The organism is Oceanisphaera sp. (assembly GCF_048268965.1).
In the GTDB taxonomy this organism is placed as follows: Bacteria; Pseudomonadota; Gammaproteobacteria; order Enterobacterales; family Aeromonadaceae; genus Oceanimonas.
In genome coordinates this window covers 13,045-30,769 of the sequence record NZ_JBLWUK010000001.1, presented here as the reverse complement: position 1 = coordinate 30,769, position 17,725 = coordinate 13,045, and the positions used below count along the sequence as shown (strand labels likewise).

Genomic DNA, 17,725 nt, shown 5'->3' with positions numbered 1-17,725 from the left:
AGATTGGTATAAAGCAGCTACTACAGGGCTTCCGGCCGCCATAAAAAAGCCGACTGCGGTGCAGTCGGCTTGTTCTGTCTTTTTCTGGCAGCTATGTGTTATCCGTCGTGTCGGCCGTGGCGCTGCGGCTGATTGGGTTTGTTGCTGCGGGGTGACTTGTTATTGGCATTACGTGGATTTTGGCCACGTCCACCGTTGTGATTACCTCGACCACCCGGGTTGCCACGACCGCGATTATTCGCGCCCGGCTTTTCGATAGGAGGCTGCTGGCTGTCGGGAATGGGCTCGTAGCCCGGCATGATTTCCAGCTCGGCGGTTTGCTTGATCACCTTCTCAATCGCTTTAAGCAGTGGCTTTTCTTCAAAGCACACCAGCGACAGGGCTTCGCCTTGAATACCGGCACGACCGGTACGACCAATGCGGTGTACATAATCTTCGGCTACATGAGGCAGCTCGTAGTTGACGACGTGGGGCAGCTCGCTGATGTCGATACCACGGGCGGCAATATCGGTCGCCACCAAGACACGCAACTTGCCTTCTTTAAACTGGCTCAAGGCGCGAGTACGAGCACCCTGGCTCTTGTCGCCATGAATGGCCATGGCCGGCAGGCCGTCTTTATCCAGCTGCATCGCCAGGCGGTTGGCACCGTGCTTGGTGCGGGTGAACACCAGTACCTGCTGCCAGTTGTTGTGGCCAATTAAATAGCTCAGCAGGGCACGCTTACGGTTTTTGTCTACACCATAAAAACGCTGGGCTATGGTTTCGGCGGTGGCGTTGCGGGTGGCCACTTCTATGTGCCCGGGGTTGGTGAGCAAGCTTTCAGCCAGCTTTTTGATTTCGTTAGAAAAAGTGGCAGAAAACAGCAGGTTTTGTCGTTTTGCCGGCATCTTGGCAATAATACGCTGAATATCGCGAATAAAGCCCATGTCCAGCATGCGATCCGCTTCGTCCAGCACCAGCATTTCAATCCGTGACAAGTCGATGGAACGCTGTGAAACGTGATCCAGCAAGCGACCGGGCGTGGCCACGACGATATCAACCTTGCGACCCAGGGCTTTCATTTGCGGGTTGATGCTGACACCGCCAAACATGGCCAGAGTGGTCAAGTCCGAATGCCTGGCATAGGCGCGCAGGTTTTCTTCGACCTGAGCGGCCAGCTCGCGAGTCGGGGTCAGCACCAGGGCGCGGACGGGCGCTCGGCCATTGGCCAGCGGTTTGGCTTTTGTTTCGCTTAAGCGCTGCAACATAGGCAGACCAAAACCGGCGGTTTTACCGGTACCGGTCTGAGCTCCGGCAAGCAGATCGCCGCCTTTAAGTACTAACGGAATGGCTTGAGTTTGAATAGGGGTAGGTTCTGTATAACCACATTCATTAATAGCTTGAACGAGCTGGGCGTTGAGGCCTAGGGAAGCAAAAGACATGAGACTCCGAACAAATAAGGTCCTGGCGGACGGCTGAGAGGCATTGCCGATAGGCAAACTGGCATCATGATAACAGAAAAGCACAAAGTGCCATAAATTAAAGCGTTTTGTAGTAAGGAGGAAGCCGTGAAGAGTAAGGCGTAAACAAAGTGGTCAGCAGTACTTACCGCCGACCGCTTGTTGTTAACGGTTTATCTGTGAAGATCATATTGACTCCCCAGCTCGCTAGTTTGTCGGCCTGGCACTGTTGATTGACGGTATAACAATTCAGCTGATAACCGGCGGCGCTAACCGCTTGCGCCTGGGCTTGAGTCAGGTGGCGATAATGGCAGTGCAGGGCACGACAACTCAGCCGGTGCAGTTGTGTCTGCCAGTCGTCGGGGATCTTCTCCACCAACAGGGCGCGAGCGACATTCGGTTGCAGCTTCTGCAGGTGACGCAGGCAGTCGGGCTCGAAGCTGGAAAACAGCAGCTTCTCCGGGGCGAAGGGGCCTGGTGCCATGATCTCGCTCACCCGGCGACACAGCCGCTCCGCATCATCCCCGGGGTAGAGCTTGAACTCGATATTGACGTGCATGCCGAGCCTGGTGGCGAGGGCGAGATAATCCCGCAGCAGCGGTATGCGCTCGTCGGCGAAGGCGGGGGAAAACCAGCTGCCCGCATCGAGTCGGCTCAGTTCCTGCCAGTCGAATTGGCGCAGCCAGCCCTTGCCGTTGGTGCAACGGTTGACCTTTTCGTCGTGGGCAACCACCACCTGCTCGTCCCGGGTCAGCTGGACGTCGATTTCTACCCAGGTAAAACCCAGCCGATGCGCCTCGCGCAACCCGGCCAGGGTATTTTCCGGGGCCAGGCTGGCGATGCCTCTGTGTCCGCACACAATCATGGCCTGCTCCTGTTTTTCAGTGGCCGCCGCTTTTCGACCACAGCTGGATGACCGCCACTCCGGAGATGATAAGCCCCATGCCGATCAAGGCCGGCAAATCCGGGACCTGCCGATAAAACAGCACCGCCAGCAGGGTCACCAGCACTATGCCGGCGCCGGACCAGATGGCATAGGCGACGCCTACCGGCACAGAGTGCATCACCAGCCCCAGCAGCCAGAAGGCGATACCGTAGCCGGCTACCACCACCAGGCTGGGCCCGAGGCGGCTGAACCCCGCCGATGCCTTTAGTGCAGTGGTGGCAACCACTTCGGCAATAATGGCCACGGCCAGCAATCCATAAGCGTTCAATTCTATACCTACTCCTAAGCTGAGATTGCAGGTAATAGACCTGCCCTGTCACACTGCCCGATAATATCACTTTGTGGGGGATCATGAGTGACGGAATGGCCACTTTTGATGGCCGCCGGCTTATGAGTTTCGGGCAGGCGGGCCGAACAGGACGGATACAGATCCTGCCAGACAGTCAGGCTCGCCCCGTTTAAACGCCGGCAGTGGCTCGCCCTTTAAACGGGAGGCGGGTAATGGGGCCACGTGCAGTGTCCACAGCGGCGCCTTGGGCAAGGCTTCATCTGCCGTTACCGGATAAATCAGCACTATGTTCAGCCTGGGGTTGCGTTGCTGCAAACGCTGGGCCGTGCCCAGGCCTTCGGCGATATGAAACCGGCCGACGGTTAACATCATGCTGTGGCCGGGATGTTGCTGCAAGTAGAGCTGAATGCTTTCGGCCATGGTGTCGTCCCAGGTGGTTTGCGCGGCAAACTGCTGTTCGCTGGGGGCCTGACCATGGTGGCGATTTTCCATGAAGCGGGCCTTGTAGGCATCGTCGGCAAGCGTCAGCCGTTCGGCAACCCATTTGCGTTCATTGGCTGGTAACCGCCGTAAATAATCCGCCCCCTCGCGACCGATACAGCGCACCAGATGGCGTGGTGCGTTGGCGGCAATCACCGGGATGCTGGCGTCTCGGGCCAGGCTAATCAAGGGGCGATAGTCGCTGCGATAGCCAGGCCAGGCGTGACTTTTTTTGATAAATGCCTCCTCGCCCATCTCACCGGCCAAGTAGGCATCAAGCGTATCCTGGTTATCCCGGCTGAACTGCTCCATGGCCAGGGCGAGCGGCCGAGGCTGACTTAACAGCTGGGCCAGCAAGTCGGCCTGAAAACGGTGTATTCCCTGATGCCCGTGTAGTTCGCCCACCATAATCACGTCGGCCTCGGCCAGTTGCCGAACGGCATCTGGCAGTAACAGGGTGCTGCCCTGGGGATTTTGCAGCTGATAATGGAACAGGTTGGCTGTTGGTGCCGGCAAAGGCGCCATGCTGTGCGTCTGACACCCCGTGAGCAACAGCCCGGCAAACAACATGAGTAACCGCATGAAACAACCTTTATCAAAGAGAAACAAACAGTCAGGCTATAACCTATTATCATAGGCGACCTGGATCCACTATTGAATCGCATCTTACGCCTTACGTCTTACGCCTTACGTCTTACGCCTTACGCCTTACGCCTTACGTCTTACGCCTTACGCCTTACGCCTAACGCCTTACCGCCATCTTTATGTGCTTCGTTGCTGAAAACCGTGGCAAAATGCTTGAACAGGATGTTTTCTCGTCCTGACGATGCATAAATGCATGTCACCTCAACCTGTTATCACGAGCGACGGATATGACGCCTGTAGTCTGGCTTTCCTCGATGTTTGCCCTGTTTTTTTTCAGTTATGGTATTTATCTGCCTTACTGGTCCCTGTGGCTCAGCCATGTCGGGGCCGAGGCGGAGTTTATCGGTATTTTGCTCGGTATGGGCATGGCGGCTCGTTGCGTGGGCAACTTGCTGGTGATGGGCTGTATTCGTACCGCGCATCAGTTATTGCCTGCCGCCCGCTGGCTGGCCTGTTTGAGTGTGCTCGGTTTTGCCGCCTTCTACCTTAATCAGTCCAGTCTGGCGTTGATCGTGCTGATGATAGGGACGAGTGTGATTTACCCCTCGCTCATGCCCCTGAACGAGGCGCTGGCCAGTCGACTGATAGTGCAAGTCCGCCTGGATTACGGCAAGGCCAGACTATGGGGATCAGTCGCCTTTATTGTCGCCAGTATCGTGGTGGGCAGCCTGAACAGCCAGTGGGGCGAGCAGTGGATATTGCACATCATGGTGCTGGCGCTGGCCTTGATGTGGTTGATGAGCCTGCTGCCCATGACGCCGGCGCCTGTGGAACAGCATGACAATCGCCAGGGCGACAGCCTGTTGCAGGTGTGGCGCCGACCGAACATGAAACGGTTTTTGCTGATAGTGGGCCTGCTGCAGGGCTGTCATGCTTTTTATTATGGCTTTAGCGCCCTCTACTGGCAGCAGGAAGGATACGCCACCAGCACCATCGGATATTTGTGGGGACTGGGCGTGCTGGCCGAAATTGGGGTGCTAGCCATGAACCGACGATGGTTCGAGGCCATGACGGCGCGGCGCTTGTTACTGGCCGGAGCCGTTTGTTCATTGATACGATGGGGGCTGATGGGAAGTACCACTCACCTGGGCTGGCTTGCCGTGGCGCAGTTGCTGCACGCGGGCAGCTTTTGCCTGAGTCACTTAGGCGCCATGCGCTATATCAGTCGGGACTTGGATCCCGAGGCGGTGATTGGCGCCCAGGCGTTATACGCCGCGCTGTCCATGGGGCTGATGGTGGCGCTGTTACTGGTGGTGTCGGGCCAGCTGTATCCGATACTGGGGGGCTACACCTTCTGGTTGATGGCGGCGTTGATGCTGCCCGCCTGCTGGCTGTTGCGTACTTCTTTAACCACAACGGAATACATAAGGGAGACCTGATGCAGGGCTGGACCGTTATCTACATAGCGCTGGCGTATTTGGCGGTATTGTTTCTGTGTGCCTGGCTGGGTGACAAGGTGCGAATGGGTTACCGCGCCGGGCGCTTGCGACCCTTGCTGTACAGTTTTTCGCTGGCGGTCTACTGCTCCTCCTGGAGCTTTTTTGGCACTGTGGGGCAGGCCAGTACCGACACCTGGTCTTATTTTTCGATTTACCTCGGGCCGATACTGGTATTCATGCTGGCCGGCCCTTTTATTGCGCGCCTGATCGACGTGGCCAAGCGTGAGCACATTACCTCCATTGCCGATTTTATTTCCGCTCGTTACGGCAAGTCCCAGCGGCTGGCAGTCTATGTCACCCTGATCGCCATCGTCGGCGTCCTGCCCTATATCGCGCTGCAACTGAAAGCCATAGTGATGGGCTTGAGCCTGGTGGCGCCGGAGGTAGTGGGCGGAGTAGGCCGGGACGCCAGCGAGGTGGCCTTTATGGTCACCTTGCTGTTTACCGTGTTTATTCTGCTGTTTGGCACCCGTCATATCGATGCCACCGAACATCAACGGGGGGTGATGCTGGCCATTGCGGTGGAGTCTATCGTCAAGCTGGTGGCCTTTATCGTGGTGGGTGGCTTTGCACTCTGGCTGATCCTGGTTTACCCCAATCAGCAAAGGGTACTGGTGGCAGAAGACTTTATCGGAAATTTTGTGAACGTCACCGGCGCCAACCTGCTCGACATGGGGGTCTATACCCTGCTGTCGATGAGCGCCATCATCTGCCTGCCGCGCCAGTTCCATGTTACTGTGGTCGAGCATCATGATCCGGCAGATCTGCGCTGGGCCCGGCGCTTGTTTCCTGTTTATCTGTTATTGATGGGGTTGCTCGTGCTGCCACTGGCGCTGGCCGGGCAGCAGTGGCTGGCCGCCGATACGTCGCCCGATACCTATGTCATCAGCCTGCCGCTGGCACTGGATCAGCCCTGGCTGGCGGTACTGGCTTTCATCGGCGGGGCCTCGGCCGCCACCGGCATGATGATTATCTCCACCATAGCGCTGGCGATCATGGTCAGTAACGACCTGGTGCTGCCCATGATATTGCGACGCCGCCAGCTGCAGGGCGCCGATTTCGACGATTTTGCCCAGCTGTTGCTCAAGGTGCGCCGAACCGCCATTATCGTGATCATGATCACCTCCTGGCTGGTGTTTCTGTGGTTGAGAGACATCAACAGCCTGTCGCGGATTGGCTACTTGAGCTTTGCCGCCATCGCCCAGTTTGTACCCGCCCTGGTTCTGGGGTTGCTGTGGCGTGGCGGTAATCGGCGCGGAGCCTACTGGGGCCTGAGTCTGGGCATGGTGATGTGGCTGCTGAACCTGATGGCCGAAACCGGGTTGTTTGCCGGCGATGCCGACACCAACTTTCTGCTCTGGTTGCTGACGCCACCGGCCTGGGGCGCCGTGGGCGAGATGAGCCCAATCACCTGGGGGATCTTGCTGAGCCTGCTGTTTAACCTCGCCGGTTATCTGCTGGGTTCCTGGCTGTCGGTGCCCTCGGTCAGCGAGCGCTTCCAGGCGGCGGCCTTTGTCGGGCGCCAGCACAAGGATGACGGCGATGTTTACCGCGCCAAGGTGTCGGTACAGGAGCTGGAGCAACTGGCTTCCCGTTTTGTGGGGGAGGCCAGAGTCAGTCGGGCCTTTTCTCGCTATGCCGGCGAACAGGGCACACTGGAGGGCAGCATGCAGGCGCCGGCCAGCCTGATCCGTCATACCGAGCGGGTGCTGGCCGGGGTGTTCGGTGCCTCGTCGGCACGCTTGGTGTTGTCCTCCGTGCTGCAGGGGCGCTCCATGGAGCTGGAGGAACTGGCCGCCATCGTCGATGAGGCCGGCGATGTGTTTCGCTTTAACCGGGCTCTGTTGCAGGGCGCCATAGAGCACATAGGGCAAGGGATTTCGGTGGTGGATAAAGAGCTGAACCTGGTGGCCTGGAACCGGCGTTATATCGAACTGTTTGCCTATCCTCCCGGGCTTATCCAGGTGGGACGACCCATCGCCGATATTATTCGCCACAACGCAGAGCGAGGCCTGTGCGGGCCCGGCACCGTTGAGGAACATGTGACCCGCCGGGTCAATCACATGAAAGTCGGCAGTGCTCATGTGTCTGCCCGCACCCGGCCCGATGGCCGGGTGATCGAGATGCAGGGCAACCCCATGCCCGGTGGCGGCTTCGTGATGACCTTCAATGACATCACCACCTTCCGCCAGGCGGAGCAGTTGCTCAAAGACGCCAATGTGGTGCTGGAGGCCCGGGTGGCCGAACGCACCAGGGAGTTGTCGGCGGTCAACCGGCAGTTGCTGGCGGCGACCCATGAGGCCGAAAGGGTCAGTGCCTCCAAAAGTCGTTTTCTGGCGGCGGTGAGCCATGATCTGATGCAACCACTCAATGCGGCCAAGCTGTTTGCCTCATCCTGGCTGGAAACCTCGGGTGATGACGAAAGCCGTCGACTGGCCGGACACATAGACCGCTCCCTGGCGGCGGCAGAAGATCTGATCGGCGATCTGCTCGACATGTCGCGGCTGGAGTCGGGCAAGCTGACGGCCAAACCCGGTGACTTCGCGCTCAACAAGCTGTTCGATACCCTCAAGGCGGAGTTCGGGGTGCTGGCCGAACAGGACGGAGGCCGTTTCGATGTGGTGGCCAGCCGACTCGGCGTGCACAGCGACTCTCGACTGCTGCGTCGGATCCTGCAGAACTTCCTGACCAACGCCCTGCGCTACAACCCGGGCGGGCGTATTGTACTGGGCTTGCGCCGCTGTGGTGATGCAGAGCGGGGCGACGAAGTGCGTATCGAGGTGTGGGACAACGGCCCCGGCATCGCCCCGGATAAACAGGAAGTGATTTTTGATGAGTTCATGCGCCTGGAGCACGGTCAGCGTCATCATCAGCAGGGACTGGGTCTGGGGCTGGCCATCGCTCAGGGGCTGGCAGTGATGCTGGGCCACCGGCTGGCGGTGCGCTCAACGGAAGGCAAGGGCTCTGTGTTCAGCGTGACCGTGCCCCGGGCACAGCTGGAGGCCGAACAGCAAGCTCCGCCGCCACCGCCGTTACCGGCCACCAGCAACAGTCAGTTGGCGGGGTTGCGAGTATTGTGCATCGACAACGATACCGACATACTCACCGCCATGTCGGGCCTGCTGACGCGCTGGGGGTGCGAGGTAAAACTGGCTCTGAACGGCACCGAAGCGAACCGGCATTACCGTGATGGCTTCGAGCCGCAGATCATACTGTCGGATTACCATCTGGATGAAGGGGAAACCGGGGTGGCACTGGTAGAGACGCTGCACCGTGAGTTCGAACCTGTGCCGACCGTGGTGATCAGTGCCGACCGCCAACCCGAGCTGCAGGCCCAGTTACAGCAGTTGGGGCTAAGTTATTTAAGCAAACCGGTCAAGCCACTCAAGCTACGCGCGCTGTTGCAGCACCTGGTTTAAGGGCAAAGACACCCCAGTGAGGGAGAAATAGTGAGGAGTAAGGCGTAACACATCGAGTCTTCAGAATGTGGTGTTACGTCTCACCCCTCACCCCTCACCGGTTTGCGACAGCGCTATTACCGCCTGGGTGCGGTTTTTAACGTCGAGTTTGCGAAAAATAGCGGTGACATGGGCTTTTACGGTGGCTTCCGACACGCTGAGCTCAAAGGCGATTTGCTTGTTGAGCTTGCCCTCCGACAGCATGGTTAACACCTTGAACTGCTGGGGCGTCAGGCTGGCCAGGCGCTCGGCAATGTTATCTTCCGGTGCCTGATCCAGGCTGATGCCTTCGGGAAACCAGGGGTCGCCTTCCAGAATGGTGTTGAGTGCACTGACCAGTACCGGCATGGGAGCTGACTTGGGAATAAAGCCCATGGCACCAAAACGCATCGCCTGTTGGACGACGGAGGGCTCTTCGCTGGCTGACACCATCACTACGGGGAGTTGAGGGTATTGATGCCGCAGTGACGCCAGGGCAGAAAAACCGCTGGCGCCGGGCATTTTGAGATCCAGCAGCAGCAGGTCTACGTCTTCGGCTTCACTCAACAGCTGCATCAGACTATTGATGCAATCCACCTCCTGCAACTCGGCTCCTGATACTGCCATCTGCACGGCCTGATGCAAGGCACTGCGAAACAAGGGGTGGTCATCGGCAATAATAATGCGGTAGCCCGTATCCATTTAGTATCTGAATCCTAGTGTCGGTGAGGGAAGTAACAAAAATCGCGGGAATATTTTACCTTGTTATCATAGAGCCTTGGGTACAGCCTGAGAATAAGATAAAGCCATTTTCGTGATCTCTAAGGGAGCGGTATGAAATTGAGCAAGCCGGATGCGAGTCAATTCACCAGCCAGGACAAGTCGTTGAGCCCCAAAGAGGATACTCGACTTAGCAAAGGCAGCTCCGATGATGCCGGAATTGTCATTAAAGGCAACCGGCGCAGGTTGATTCTCGCTCAGGTGGCAAGTGCACTCGCCGAACTGATGACCAGTGCTAAAACTGTTTTGCCCTGGTTGCTGCAAGCCGTAGGTGCTCCGGTGTGGATTATTGGCTGGTTGGTACCGATACGCGAAAGTGGCTCCATGTTGCCGCAAATCGTGTTGGGAGCTTACGTCAAGCGGTTAGCACAGCGCAAAGTCGCTTGGATGTGGGGCGCAGGGCTGCAAGCCGCTTGTCTGGTATTGATGGCGGTGGTGGCGTTAATCAGCACGGGTTGGCTGGCTGGCATCTTGCTACTCCTGTTACTGGGCATCATGAGCTTGTCTCGGGGGTTATGCTCTATTGCGGCCAAGGATGTGCTGGGGAAAACCGTTCCCAAGCGTGAACGAGGAAAGGTGACGGGAGCAGGCGCTAGCTGGGCCGGCGGCATTGGTCTGTTGTTTGGTTTACTGCTTAGCAGCCTGAATGATATCGCACTGTGGGGCTACGCGATGATTATGTTGGCGGCGGCCCTGGTGTGGGGGCTGGGTATGCTGTGTTACTGGAGCATTACAGAAGAAGCCGGCACCACTGACGAGGGCGAAAATGGGTGGAGCCAGGCCTGGTCAAACATCAAGCTGGTGCGAGAAGACGCGAATTTCGCTCGCTTTATCATGGTGAGAACCCTGTTATTATCGACCTCCCTGGTCATGCCTTATTATGTATTGCTGGCGCGAGAAAGTGACACCAGCATGCAAACACTGGGATGGCTGGTTATTGCTCAGGGATTGGCCCAGTTTATCAGCAGTTGGGTATGGGGACGGATGGCGGATCATTCTGCACGCCGGGTGATGCAGTGGGCGGCGGCGCTGGCTTCCGTGCTGGGAGGCGCAGTATGGCTGCACCTCGGCTGGTGGTCGGGAACACCCTGGCTTGGCTATTTTCCCGTGATGATCTTTATTCTCAGCCTGGCGCATGCGGGAGTGCGCGTCGGGCGAAAAACCTATCTGGTTGATTTGGCCGGCGGTAACCGGCGGACCGATTATGTCGCAGTCAGCAATACCTTGATGGGGTTGTTGCTGCTGATGGTGGGAGCTTTGAGTATGCTATTGGCATTGTTATCCAACCTGGTGGTGATTCTGGTATTTTCTTTACTGGGGATGCTTGGTGTATGGTTGGCCCAGACATTGCCGAATGTTCAGGTACAGACAATTGAGGAAAGCAGATGATGAAAAGAATCGTATGGGCACTGGGTGCTCTCATGGTCGCAGGGGCGACTTCAGCCCAGGATATCGATCATCTGCGGGCCGAGTTCAGTGTGTTGCTCAACGGCGATAAAACCCGGGGCGTCAATATCCTGAATATCGATCGCAACAAAGACCGCTATCATGTGCATTTTTCTTTGGCACACTGGTTACTGGATGTGGAGCAAAAAGCCAGTTTTACCTGGAAAGACTGCACCGCCGTGCCCGAAACCTTCAGTTACAAGGCCAAGGCTTTGGGGGTTCGGCGAGAAGAGCGGTTGGTGTTTGATGCCAAAACCCAAATGGTGCTGTATCAGGGTAAAGAGGGGGATACCCTGCTGTCGACGAAAGACGGCGCCTTCGACTCGGTGAGTTTTTTCTTTGAGGCGCGTTGCGATCTCATGGCCGGAAAAACCAGCTTTACCTACCCGGTGGTACGGGATGACGAGATCAAAAAGGTCACCTTTAACGTGGTCGGCAAAGAAGTCGTCAACACCGGTATCGGTAGTTTCGAGAGCCTGATTGTGGAGCGTGATCGCGGCAACAGCAAACGCAGAACGCGATTCTGGGTCGCCCCTGAGCTGGACTATCAGCTGGTGCAAATCAGCCATGACGAAAACCGCCAGCTTTCAGTAACCGTGACCCTGGACAAGCTGAGTTATACGCTGGTGGACGAGCCGACAACGCTGGCCGAGCATCAGACAACGCAGCAAACCGGGCAGCTCCCATCCAACCGGTGAGGAGTGAACCTTGATTTTATTGAGCCTGCTGCTGGTGCTGCTCGCCGCCTGGAAGTTTGACTGGCGACCCTGGCTGGCAGATAAAACAAGCCAGCATTTGAGTTTTGGCGCCGCCATTGCCCTGGTGCCGTTGTGGATGCTGCAGGCCGGGGTCAAGGAAGGGCTGGAGGTGCACTTTCTCGGCCTGACCACGCTGGCATTGATGCTGGGCTGGCGAATGGGGGTGCTGATGAGCACCCTGAGCCTGCTGCTGATCACCCTGTTCGGTTTTGAATCCTGGCCAGATTTTGGCGTGAATCTGCTGCTGGGGGTAATAGTGCCCCTGTCGTTCAGCTATTTGCTGTTTCTGCTGACCTACAGCTATCTGTACCGGCATCTGTTCGTCTATATCTTCGTCGCCGGCTTCTTTAATGCGGCACTGACCATCGCAGTGAAAACCATCGCTTATTCTGGATTTATGGTATGGTCTGACCAATATAGCTGGCAAACGGTACTGGATAACTACCTGAGCGTGTTGCCCCTGCTGTTGTTCCCGGAAGCGCTGCTCAACGGCATGGCGATTACCGTACTGGTCGTGTTCAAGCCCCATTGGATGCGCACTTATCGGGATCGCGATTATTTAATTAATAAGTGAGGCGGGTCTTCTGATGCGTTACCCGGTCTGTTAGGCTGCCCCCGATAATCTGATCTGATGTGAGAAGCTGATGAAGCCTAAATTATTGAATACACTGGCACCCATACTGGCCCTGGGTCTGTTTTCTGCTACGCCTGTCCAGGCAGAAATGACTGCGGACGAAGTCAAAAAGCTGGTACGGGAAACCCTGCTGGAACAGCCCGAAATCTTGCGTGAAGCCATTATCAAGCTGGAAGAAAAAGACCAGCTGGCTCAGCAGGCGGAGTTTTCCAAGCAGTTAAAGCAGCAATCGGCACAGCTGTTTGCCAATAAAACCGACGGCATCATGGGTAACCCTAACGGCAAGATAGAAATGGTGTATTTCACCGACTATAACTGCCCTTATTGCCACCGGATGAACAAAACGCTGCAAACCCTGATCAAAGAAGAGCCCGAGCTGAAGGTGATCGTCAAGGATATCGGCATACTGGGTCCCGACTCGGTACAGGCGGCGCGCCTGGCCCTGGCGACAGCCCAGGAAGCACCGCGGCAATATGAAGAGCTGCACCAGGCCCTGATGAGTCAGCAAAGAGTCAAAACCGCCGCCCTGGCGACCATAACCGACAAGGCGGGGCTGGATGGAAAGGCCTTGTTGAAAGCGGCCGAAAGCAAGCAGGTGTCTGACAAACTGAACCAGAACCTGAGCCTGTTCCGCAGCCTGGGTCTGAACGGTACTCCTGCACTGGTCTTCCCCGACGGTACCCTGATCCCCGGCGCCGTCGATGTGGCCGCGTTAAAGGATGTGCTGCAAAAGCAGAAGTCTTGATGCCCGGGTTCTATTGAACAGGAATTGAGACAGGACAAACAAAGACCCCGGCCATAAGCCGGGGTCTTGTTGTTTTACCAACCGATGTTATGACTGGTCACCAGTCACTGTTTTTACTTCCAGCTGGCGGCGCGCTTGGCGTTTTGCAGCTTCTCGTAGGTGGCCAGCAACGCCTGATGGGCAGGGAAGTCAGCCAGGCTTTCATCGGCCAGTGTTAAACCATGAAAACGTGCACTGCCTTCAATCTGTGCCCACACCTGTGCCACCGTATCGCTACCAAACATGCTGCTAAAGGCGGCCTTGTACTGGCTGGGGTCGCGATTTTCACTCAGGTGCAACTCCAGGGCGGCTTTCAGGCAGCGGTAATAACGGTGGCGTTCATCGCTGAATACCGATGCATTAAAGCTTAAGGTCCAGTCGGCATATTCCAGTGCCAACTCTAACTCTCCGGCGGCCAGTGCCAGCATACACTTCAACTCACCCACTCTCAGGGTGTGCCAGGCGGTGCCTTTGCTGGAGGCGATACCAAGCAGCTCGCGGATACGGGTAAAGTCATCCAGGCCTTCTTCTTCCAACAGCTCGTACAAGCCCATTAGCTGTTCGGCATTCGCATCCGAGCCAGGCAGGCTTAACAAAATCGCGCGCAAATGGGCGCCCATGTTGTTGTTGGCCATCGTCAGATCTTCTACCGGATAAATATCCGACATGCCGGGGGCCAGAATACGGCAGGCATAGACGCCCAGGTGTTCATAGTCGGCGATGTACACCGGCTGCTCCAGCTGGTTGAAAATCGCCATCAGGTGCTTGAACTCCTGCTCCGAGCTGCCGCTGAAGTCCCAGTCGGCAAACTCGTAGTCGGCCTGCTCCTTGAACAAGTCCCAGCTGATCAGGCCCGAGGAGTCGATGAAGTGGGTTTCCAGGTTGTGGTGATCGGCCACTTCGTCATCTTCGAAGGAAGGGGGCACGAACACGTCCAGATCTTTCAGACTGCGACCCTGCAGCAGCTCGGTGACGGTCCGCTCCAGTGCCACTTCAAAGCGTGGGTGAGCGCCGAAGGAGGCGAAGCAGGTGCTGTTGCTCGGGTTGAACAGCACCACGCAGATCACCGGGTATTCGCCGCCCAGGGAGGCATCGAAGGCATGAACAGGGAAGCCTTGTGCTTCCAGGGCGGCTATCGGCTCCTGAATATGCGGGTAGCGAGCCATCACCTCGGCGGGAATGGTCGGCAGGCTGATACGCTCGCTGATGATGCGGTTCTTGATGTGGCGCTCGAAGACTTCCGACAAGCCCTGAGTACGCGCTTCGGTACGGGTATTACCGGCGCTCATGCCGTTGGACACATAGAGGTTGCCCACTATGTTCATCGGAATGTAAACGGTCTGCTGGTCCCCCTGACGCTCGAAGGGCAGGGCGCAGATGCCGCGCGTATCATTGCCCGATTGCATATCGATCAGCATGTCGGCGGTCAGTTCGTCGTCCGGGTTGTAGAAGCCGCGGGTATAGTCGTCGAGCATACCGGTGGGCAGGCTGTTGTCGGCCGGCAGTGGAAACCACTTTTCGTTAGGGTAATGCACGAAGTCACCCTCGGCGATGGCTTGGCCCAGATAGAAGTCGGCGAAGAAATAGTTGGTGGCCAGACGTTCAAAATATTCGCCCAGCGCCGATGCCAATGCCGCTTTTTTGCTGGCGCCCTTGCCGTTGGTAAAGCACAGCGGACAGCTCTTGTCACGAATGTGCACCGACCAGACGTTGGGGACCGGATTCAGCCAGGAGGCTTCCTCGATATCAAACCCCAGCTTGATGAGTTGTTGTTGAAAAAAGCTGATGGAATCTTCCAGCGCAGCATCTTTGCTGGGAATGAATGTTTTCATGAGGGCCTCGGGTGTGTTCGGCAAAAGGGGGCAGATCCTACCCCGAGGCGATTTTGTGAACAAGCCTTGTTTCAGACGAAAAAGTCAGGGGCGGTGGACATTTTATGACTAAACTTTTTTGAAGAACGACTGAAAAATCATCTTGCGAGGTCAATCGCCCCTGTAGGCATCTGTTAAGCAGGCCCGAACAACAACCGGTTAACGTTGAGACACCGGTATCATTTCTGCTGTTGATGTGACCGGGCATGTCGCTTTGATTTTTTGTCGGGACTTTCTTTTTGCAATTATCGCATCCTATACTGAAACTCAGGTGCTGCTTTAGTGTAACGTTGGCGGCAGGTCTGAAGTAAACAGCTAGCTTGCCCGAGCCTTGGGCGTTAATGCGGCATGCCATGGATTGGATGCGCATTCAGAAGGGGATTCCCGCGTATCGATGTCAGTTGATAAACATACTGCTGGTGTCGTCGTTTTGCTGCGGGATGTGCCGTTACACTTAGAGGGATACGTCTTGATAGTTGGAAAATCACCGGACGAAATAGAAAACGAGCGCAAGCGGACGCTGGTGCTTGCCTTCTCTGCAATTGGTACGCTGTTTTTAAGTATTTTCGGTGCCGTTTCTCTTGTGCAGGGCCGAATAACCTTGTTTATTGTGCTTTTTTTATTTGTCGTTATTGTCTTGGCGATGAGCTTTATCATAAAAAAAGCCACTGATACACGGCCAGCCAGCCTCTTTCTTTCTTCTACCCTGCTCTTGTTAACCTGGTATTTATTGTTGAGCGGAGGGGCTGATGGTTCCGGGGTGTACTGGACCTATTCGTTATCCATGCTGATGGTCATACTGGCGGGCCCCAAGGTCGGCAGTATTTATATGGGGCTTTACTTGCTGGTGAGTGCGGTCTTTATTCAGGGGCCATTTCCGTTTGTATATGATTATTCAAGTGCCGAGTTTGTTCGAATCATCGCCTCCTCTATCGCACTCTATGTCTTGATACTCACCAGTGAATGGATCCGGATTGGCTCTTATAATGTCATATCCAAGACTTCGGAAAACCATAGATACCTTGCCAGCATCGACCCCTTGACCGGGTTGCTGAATCGAAATGGTTTGATGAGCGCATTGAAAAAGAAGGCTGGCAAGCAGGCCGTGATGGCTATTCTGGACATAGATGGCTTTAAACAGGTAAATGACAGCTTTGGTCATGATTTTGGCGACCTGGTATTGAGCCGGCTATCAAAGTTATTGAAAAATAATGTAAAAGGTGGCGACCTGACGGTTCGCTGGGGGGGAGAAGAGTTTTTGATCATCTTTTACGACATCAGCCTGGATTCATCCAAGGCACTGATGAACAAGATAAAAGATGAGTTTGAGCAAGTTGCTTTTGATTATGATGACGCAGTGATCTCGGTGACCTTCAGTGCGGGCCTTGCTACTTTCAACGATATTTCCACGTTCGAGGCGGCAGTCAAGTTGGCCGATGAGCGACTGTATCACGCCAAAAACACCGGGCGAAACAAGGTGGTCTCCGGAGGATTACATCTTGCCAGCATACAAAAGGTGCAGGCCTGACCGTTTTTATGTCTCTCGATTGCAAGCTGGCTATGACAGAAAAGCCCGCCAATATGGCGGGCTTTTGTCTGGGCATTACAGCGTCAGGCCTAGGGCAGCAGGTGCAGCATGCGGCGCAGTGGCTCGGCGGCCCCCCACAGTAGCTGATCGCCTACCGAGAAGGCAGACAGGTATTGTGGACCCATGTTCAGCTTGCGTAAACGACCAACGGGGATGCTCAGCGTGCCGGTGACGGCGGCCGGCGTCAGCTCTTCCATCGACAGCTGACGATCGTTGGGGATCACCTTGACCCAGTCGTTGTGGCTGGCCAGCAGCTTTTCTACCTCGGGGATAGAAATGTCTTCTTTCAGCTTGATGGTGAACGACTGGCTATGGCAGCGCAGCGCACCCACGCGCACACAGAGTCCGTCGACCGGAATCGCCTGTTCAATGCCGAGGATCTTGTTGGTCTCGGCCTGACCTTTCCATTCTTCGCGGCTCTGGCCATTTTCCAGCTGGGAGTCAATCCAGGGGATCAGGCTGCCGGCCAGAGGGACACCAAAGTTATCGGCGGGCAAGCTACCGCTGCGGGTTTTCTCGGTCACCTTGCGCTCCAGCTCAAGAATGGCCGAGGCGGGATCGGCCAGCTCAGTCGCCACTTCATCACGCAAGATACCCATTTGAGTGATCAGCTCACGCATGTGGCGGGCGCCGCCGCCGGAGGCCGCTTGATAAGTCGACACGGCGACCCATTCAACCAGATCTTTTTCAAACAAGCCGCCTAGCGCCATCAGCATCAGGCTCACGGTGCAGTTACCGCCAACAAAGGTCTTGGCACCCTGGTCCAGGGCTTCACGGATCTGTGTGCCGTTAACCGGGTCCAGCACGATCAGGGCTTCGTCATCCATGCGCAGGGCAGAGGCGGCGTCGATCCAGTAGCCGTTCCAGCCGGCGGCACGCAGCTTGGGGTACACTTCTTTGGTGTAGTCGCCGCCCTGACAAGTCAGCACCACATCCAGCTCTTTAAGCGCCTCTATGTCGAAGGCGTTCTGCAGGGTACCGGCGTTGGTGCCAAAGTCGGGAGCAGGCTGGCCTGCCTGAGAGGTGGTAAAAAAGACCGGTTTAATACGGGAGAAATCGCCTTCTTCTACCATGCGGCTCATTAATACCGAGCCAACCATACCGCGCCAACCGACCAGACCTACAGTTTTCATCATTAAATATCCTTCCTTTGGAAGTAAATAAACCAAAATACCCTGTTTACAATACT

General features: G+C 56.2%; 14 protein-coding genes. 7 read left to right on the top strand and 7 right to left on the bottom strand.

Features of this window, described 5'->3' with window-relative positions; genetic code table 11:
* Positions 1–98 precede the first annotated feature (98 nt).
* The 4 genes from ACN0VL_RS00145 to ACN0VL_RS00130 all read right to left on the bottom strand — a co-directional run bounded on the left by ACN0VL_RS00145 (position 99) and on the right by ACN0VL_RS00130 (position 3,736).
* Positions 99–1,421 (bottom strand): DEAD/DEAH box helicase, encoded by a 1,323-nt coding sequence (locus ACN0VL_RS00145; RefSeq protein WP_417613916.1) that lies wholly within the window; start codon positions 1,419–1,421, stop codon positions 99–101.
* A 163-nt stretch (positions 1,422–1,584) separates the two neighbouring features.
* Positions 1,585–2,304 (bottom strand): glycerophosphoryl diester phosphodiesterase, encoded by a 720-nt coding sequence (locus ACN0VL_RS00140; protein ID WP_417613914.1) that lies wholly within the window; start codon positions 2,302–2,304, stop codon positions 1,585–1,587.
* Positions 2,305–2,320: 16 nt separating this feature from the next.
* Positions 2,321–2,653, bottom strand: a complete 333-nt coding sequence (locus ACN0VL_RS00135) for an SMR family transporter (RefSeq protein ID WP_417613912.1) — start codon at positions 2,651–2,653, stop codon at positions 2,321–2,323.
* A 120-nt stretch (positions 2,654–2,773) separates the two neighbouring features.
* Complete coding sequence (locus ACN0VL_RS00130) at positions 2,774–3,736, bottom strand: ChaN family lipoprotein (RefSeq protein ID WP_417613910.1); 963 nt, start codon at positions 3,734–3,736, stop codon at positions 2,774–2,776.
* 290 nt (positions 3,737–4,026) lie between these two features.
* Here ACN0VL_RS00130 and ACN0VL_RS00125 point away from each other — a divergent pair, with 290 nt between their 5' ends.
* Both ACN0VL_RS00125 and ACN0VL_RS00120 read left to right on the top strand, forming a co-directional pair.
* Positions 4,027–5,178 carry a 3-phenylpropionate MFS transporter gene (locus tag ACN0VL_RS00125; RefSeq protein WP_417613908.1) on the top strand — a complete coding sequence of 384 codons (1,152 nt, stop codon included), beginning with the start codon at positions 4,027–4,029 and terminating at the stop codon, positions 5,176–5,178.
* A complete protein-coding gene (locus ACN0VL_RS00120; protein ID WP_417614312.1) occupies positions 5,175–8,657 on the top strand; it encodes a NahK/ErcS family hybrid sensor histidine kinase/response regulator in 3,483 nt (1,160 codons plus the stop codon). Before ACN0VL_RS00125 ends, ACN0VL_RS00120 begins: the two co-directional genes overlap by 4 nt.
* An 87-nt stretch (positions 8,658–8,744) precedes the next feature.
* Here the strand turns inward: ACN0VL_RS00120 and ACN0VL_RS00115 are convergent, their stop codons facing one another.
* Entirely contained in the window at positions 8,745–9,377 is a 633-nt protein-coding gene (locus tag ACN0VL_RS00115; RefSeq protein WP_417613906.1) for a response regulator, read from the bottom strand.
* 132 nt (positions 9,378–9,509) lie between these two features.
* Between ACN0VL_RS00115 and ACN0VL_RS00110 the strand changes: the two genes are divergently transcribed.
* The 4 genes from ACN0VL_RS00110 (at position 9,510) to ACN0VL_RS00095 (ending at position 13,038) form a co-directional block, all read left to right on the top strand.
* Complete coding sequence (locus ACN0VL_RS00110) at positions 9,510–10,844, top strand: MFS transporter (RefSeq protein WP_417613904.1); 1,335 nt, start codon at positions 9,510–9,512, stop codon at positions 10,842–10,844.
* Positions 10,841–11,599: a DUF3108 domain-containing protein gene (locus ACN0VL_RS00105; protein ID WP_417613902.1), complete on the top strand. Its 759-nt coding sequence runs from the start codon at positions 10,841–10,843 to the stop codon at positions 11,597–11,599. Before ACN0VL_RS00110 ends, ACN0VL_RS00105 begins: the two co-directional genes overlap by 4 nt.
* A gap of 10 nt (positions 11,600–11,609) precedes the next feature.
* Positions 11,610–12,233 (top strand): energy-coupling factor ABC transporter permease, encoded by a 624-nt coding sequence (locus tag ACN0VL_RS00100; RefSeq protein ID WP_417613900.1) that lies wholly within the window; start codon positions 11,610–11,612, stop codon positions 12,231–12,233.
* 70 nt (positions 12,234–12,303) lie between these two features.
* Complete coding sequence (locus tag ACN0VL_RS00095; protein WP_417613898.1) at positions 12,304–13,038, top strand: DsbA family protein; 735 nt, start codon at positions 12,304–12,306, stop codon at positions 13,036–13,038.
* Positions 13,039–13,151: 113 nt separating this feature from the next.
* On the opposite strand, the gene ycaO is transcribed toward ACN0VL_RS00095, so the two are convergent.
* Positions 13,152–14,909, bottom strand: a complete 1,758-nt coding sequence (gene ycaO, locus ACN0VL_RS00090; protein ID WP_417613896.1) for a 30S ribosomal protein S12 methylthiotransferase accessory factor YcaO — start codon at positions 14,907–14,909, stop codon at positions 13,152–13,154.
* A 433-nt stretch (positions 14,910–15,342) separates the two neighbouring features.
* Between ycaO and ACN0VL_RS00085 the strand changes: the two genes are divergently transcribed.
* Positions 15,343–16,476, top strand: a complete 1,134-nt coding sequence (locus tag ACN0VL_RS00085) for a GGDEF domain-containing protein (RefSeq protein ID WP_417613894.1) — start codon at positions 15,343–15,345, stop codon at positions 16,474–16,476.
* A gap of 89 nt (positions 16,477–16,565) precedes the next feature.
* On the opposite strand, the gene asd is transcribed toward ACN0VL_RS00085, so the two are convergent.
* The gene (gene asd, locus ACN0VL_RS00080; protein ID WP_417614311.1) at positions 16,566–17,669 is read right to left on the bottom strand and encodes an aspartate-semialdehyde dehydrogenase; all 1,104 of its coding nucleotides are present in this window, start codon (positions 17,667–17,669) and stop codon (positions 16,566–16,568) included.
* Positions 17,670–17,725 lie beyond the last annotated feature (56 nt).

What these genes read in the sequence shown, in the direction of transcription:
- ACN0VL_RS00145 (WP_417613916.1), bottom strand. Translation starts at nt 1,421, where the DNA reads ATGTCTTTTGCTTCCCTAGGCCTCAACGCCCAGCTCGTTCAAGCTATT.
- ACN0VL_RS00140 (WP_417613914.1), bottom strand. Translation starts at nt 2,304, where the DNA reads ATGATTGTGTGCGGACACAGAGGCATCGCCAGCCTGGCCCCGGAAAAT.
- ACN0VL_RS00130 (WP_417613910.1), bottom strand. Translation starts at nt 3,736, where the DNA reads ATGCGGTTACTCATGTTGTTTGCCGGGCTGTTGCTCACGGGGTGTCAG.
- ACN0VL_RS00125 (WP_417613908.1), top strand. Translation starts at nt 4,027, where the DNA reads ATGACGCCTGTAGTCTGGCTTTCCTCGATGTTTGCCCTGTTTTTTTTC.
- ACN0VL_RS00115 (WP_417613906.1), bottom strand. Translation starts at nt 9,377, where the DNA reads ATGGATACGGGCTACCGCATTATTATTGCCGATGACCACCCCTTGTTT.
- ACN0VL_RS00110 (WP_417613904.1), top strand. Translation starts at nt 9,510, where the DNA reads ATGAAATTGAGCAAGCCGGATGCGAGTCAATTCACCAGCCAGGACAAG.
- ACN0VL_RS00105 (WP_417613902.1), top strand. Translation starts at nt 10,841, where the DNA reads ATGATGAAAAGAATCGTATGGGCACTGGGTGCTCTCATGGTCGCAGGG.
- ACN0VL_RS00095 (WP_417613898.1), top strand. Translation starts at nt 12,304, where the DNA reads ATGAAGCCTAAATTATTGAATACACTGGCACCCATACTGGCCCTGGGT.
- ycaO (WP_417613896.1), bottom strand. Translation starts at nt 14,909, where the DNA reads ATGAAAACATTCATTCCCAGCAAAGATGCTGCGCTGGAAGATTCCATC.
- ACN0VL_RS00085 (WP_417613894.1), top strand. Translation starts at nt 15,343, where the DNA reads ATGTCAGTTGATAAACATACTGCTGGTGTCGTCGTTTTGCTGCGGGAT.
- asd (WP_417614311.1), bottom strand. Translation starts at nt 17,669, where the DNA reads ATGAAAACTGTAGGTCTGGTCGGTTGGCGCGGTATGGTTGGCTCGGTA.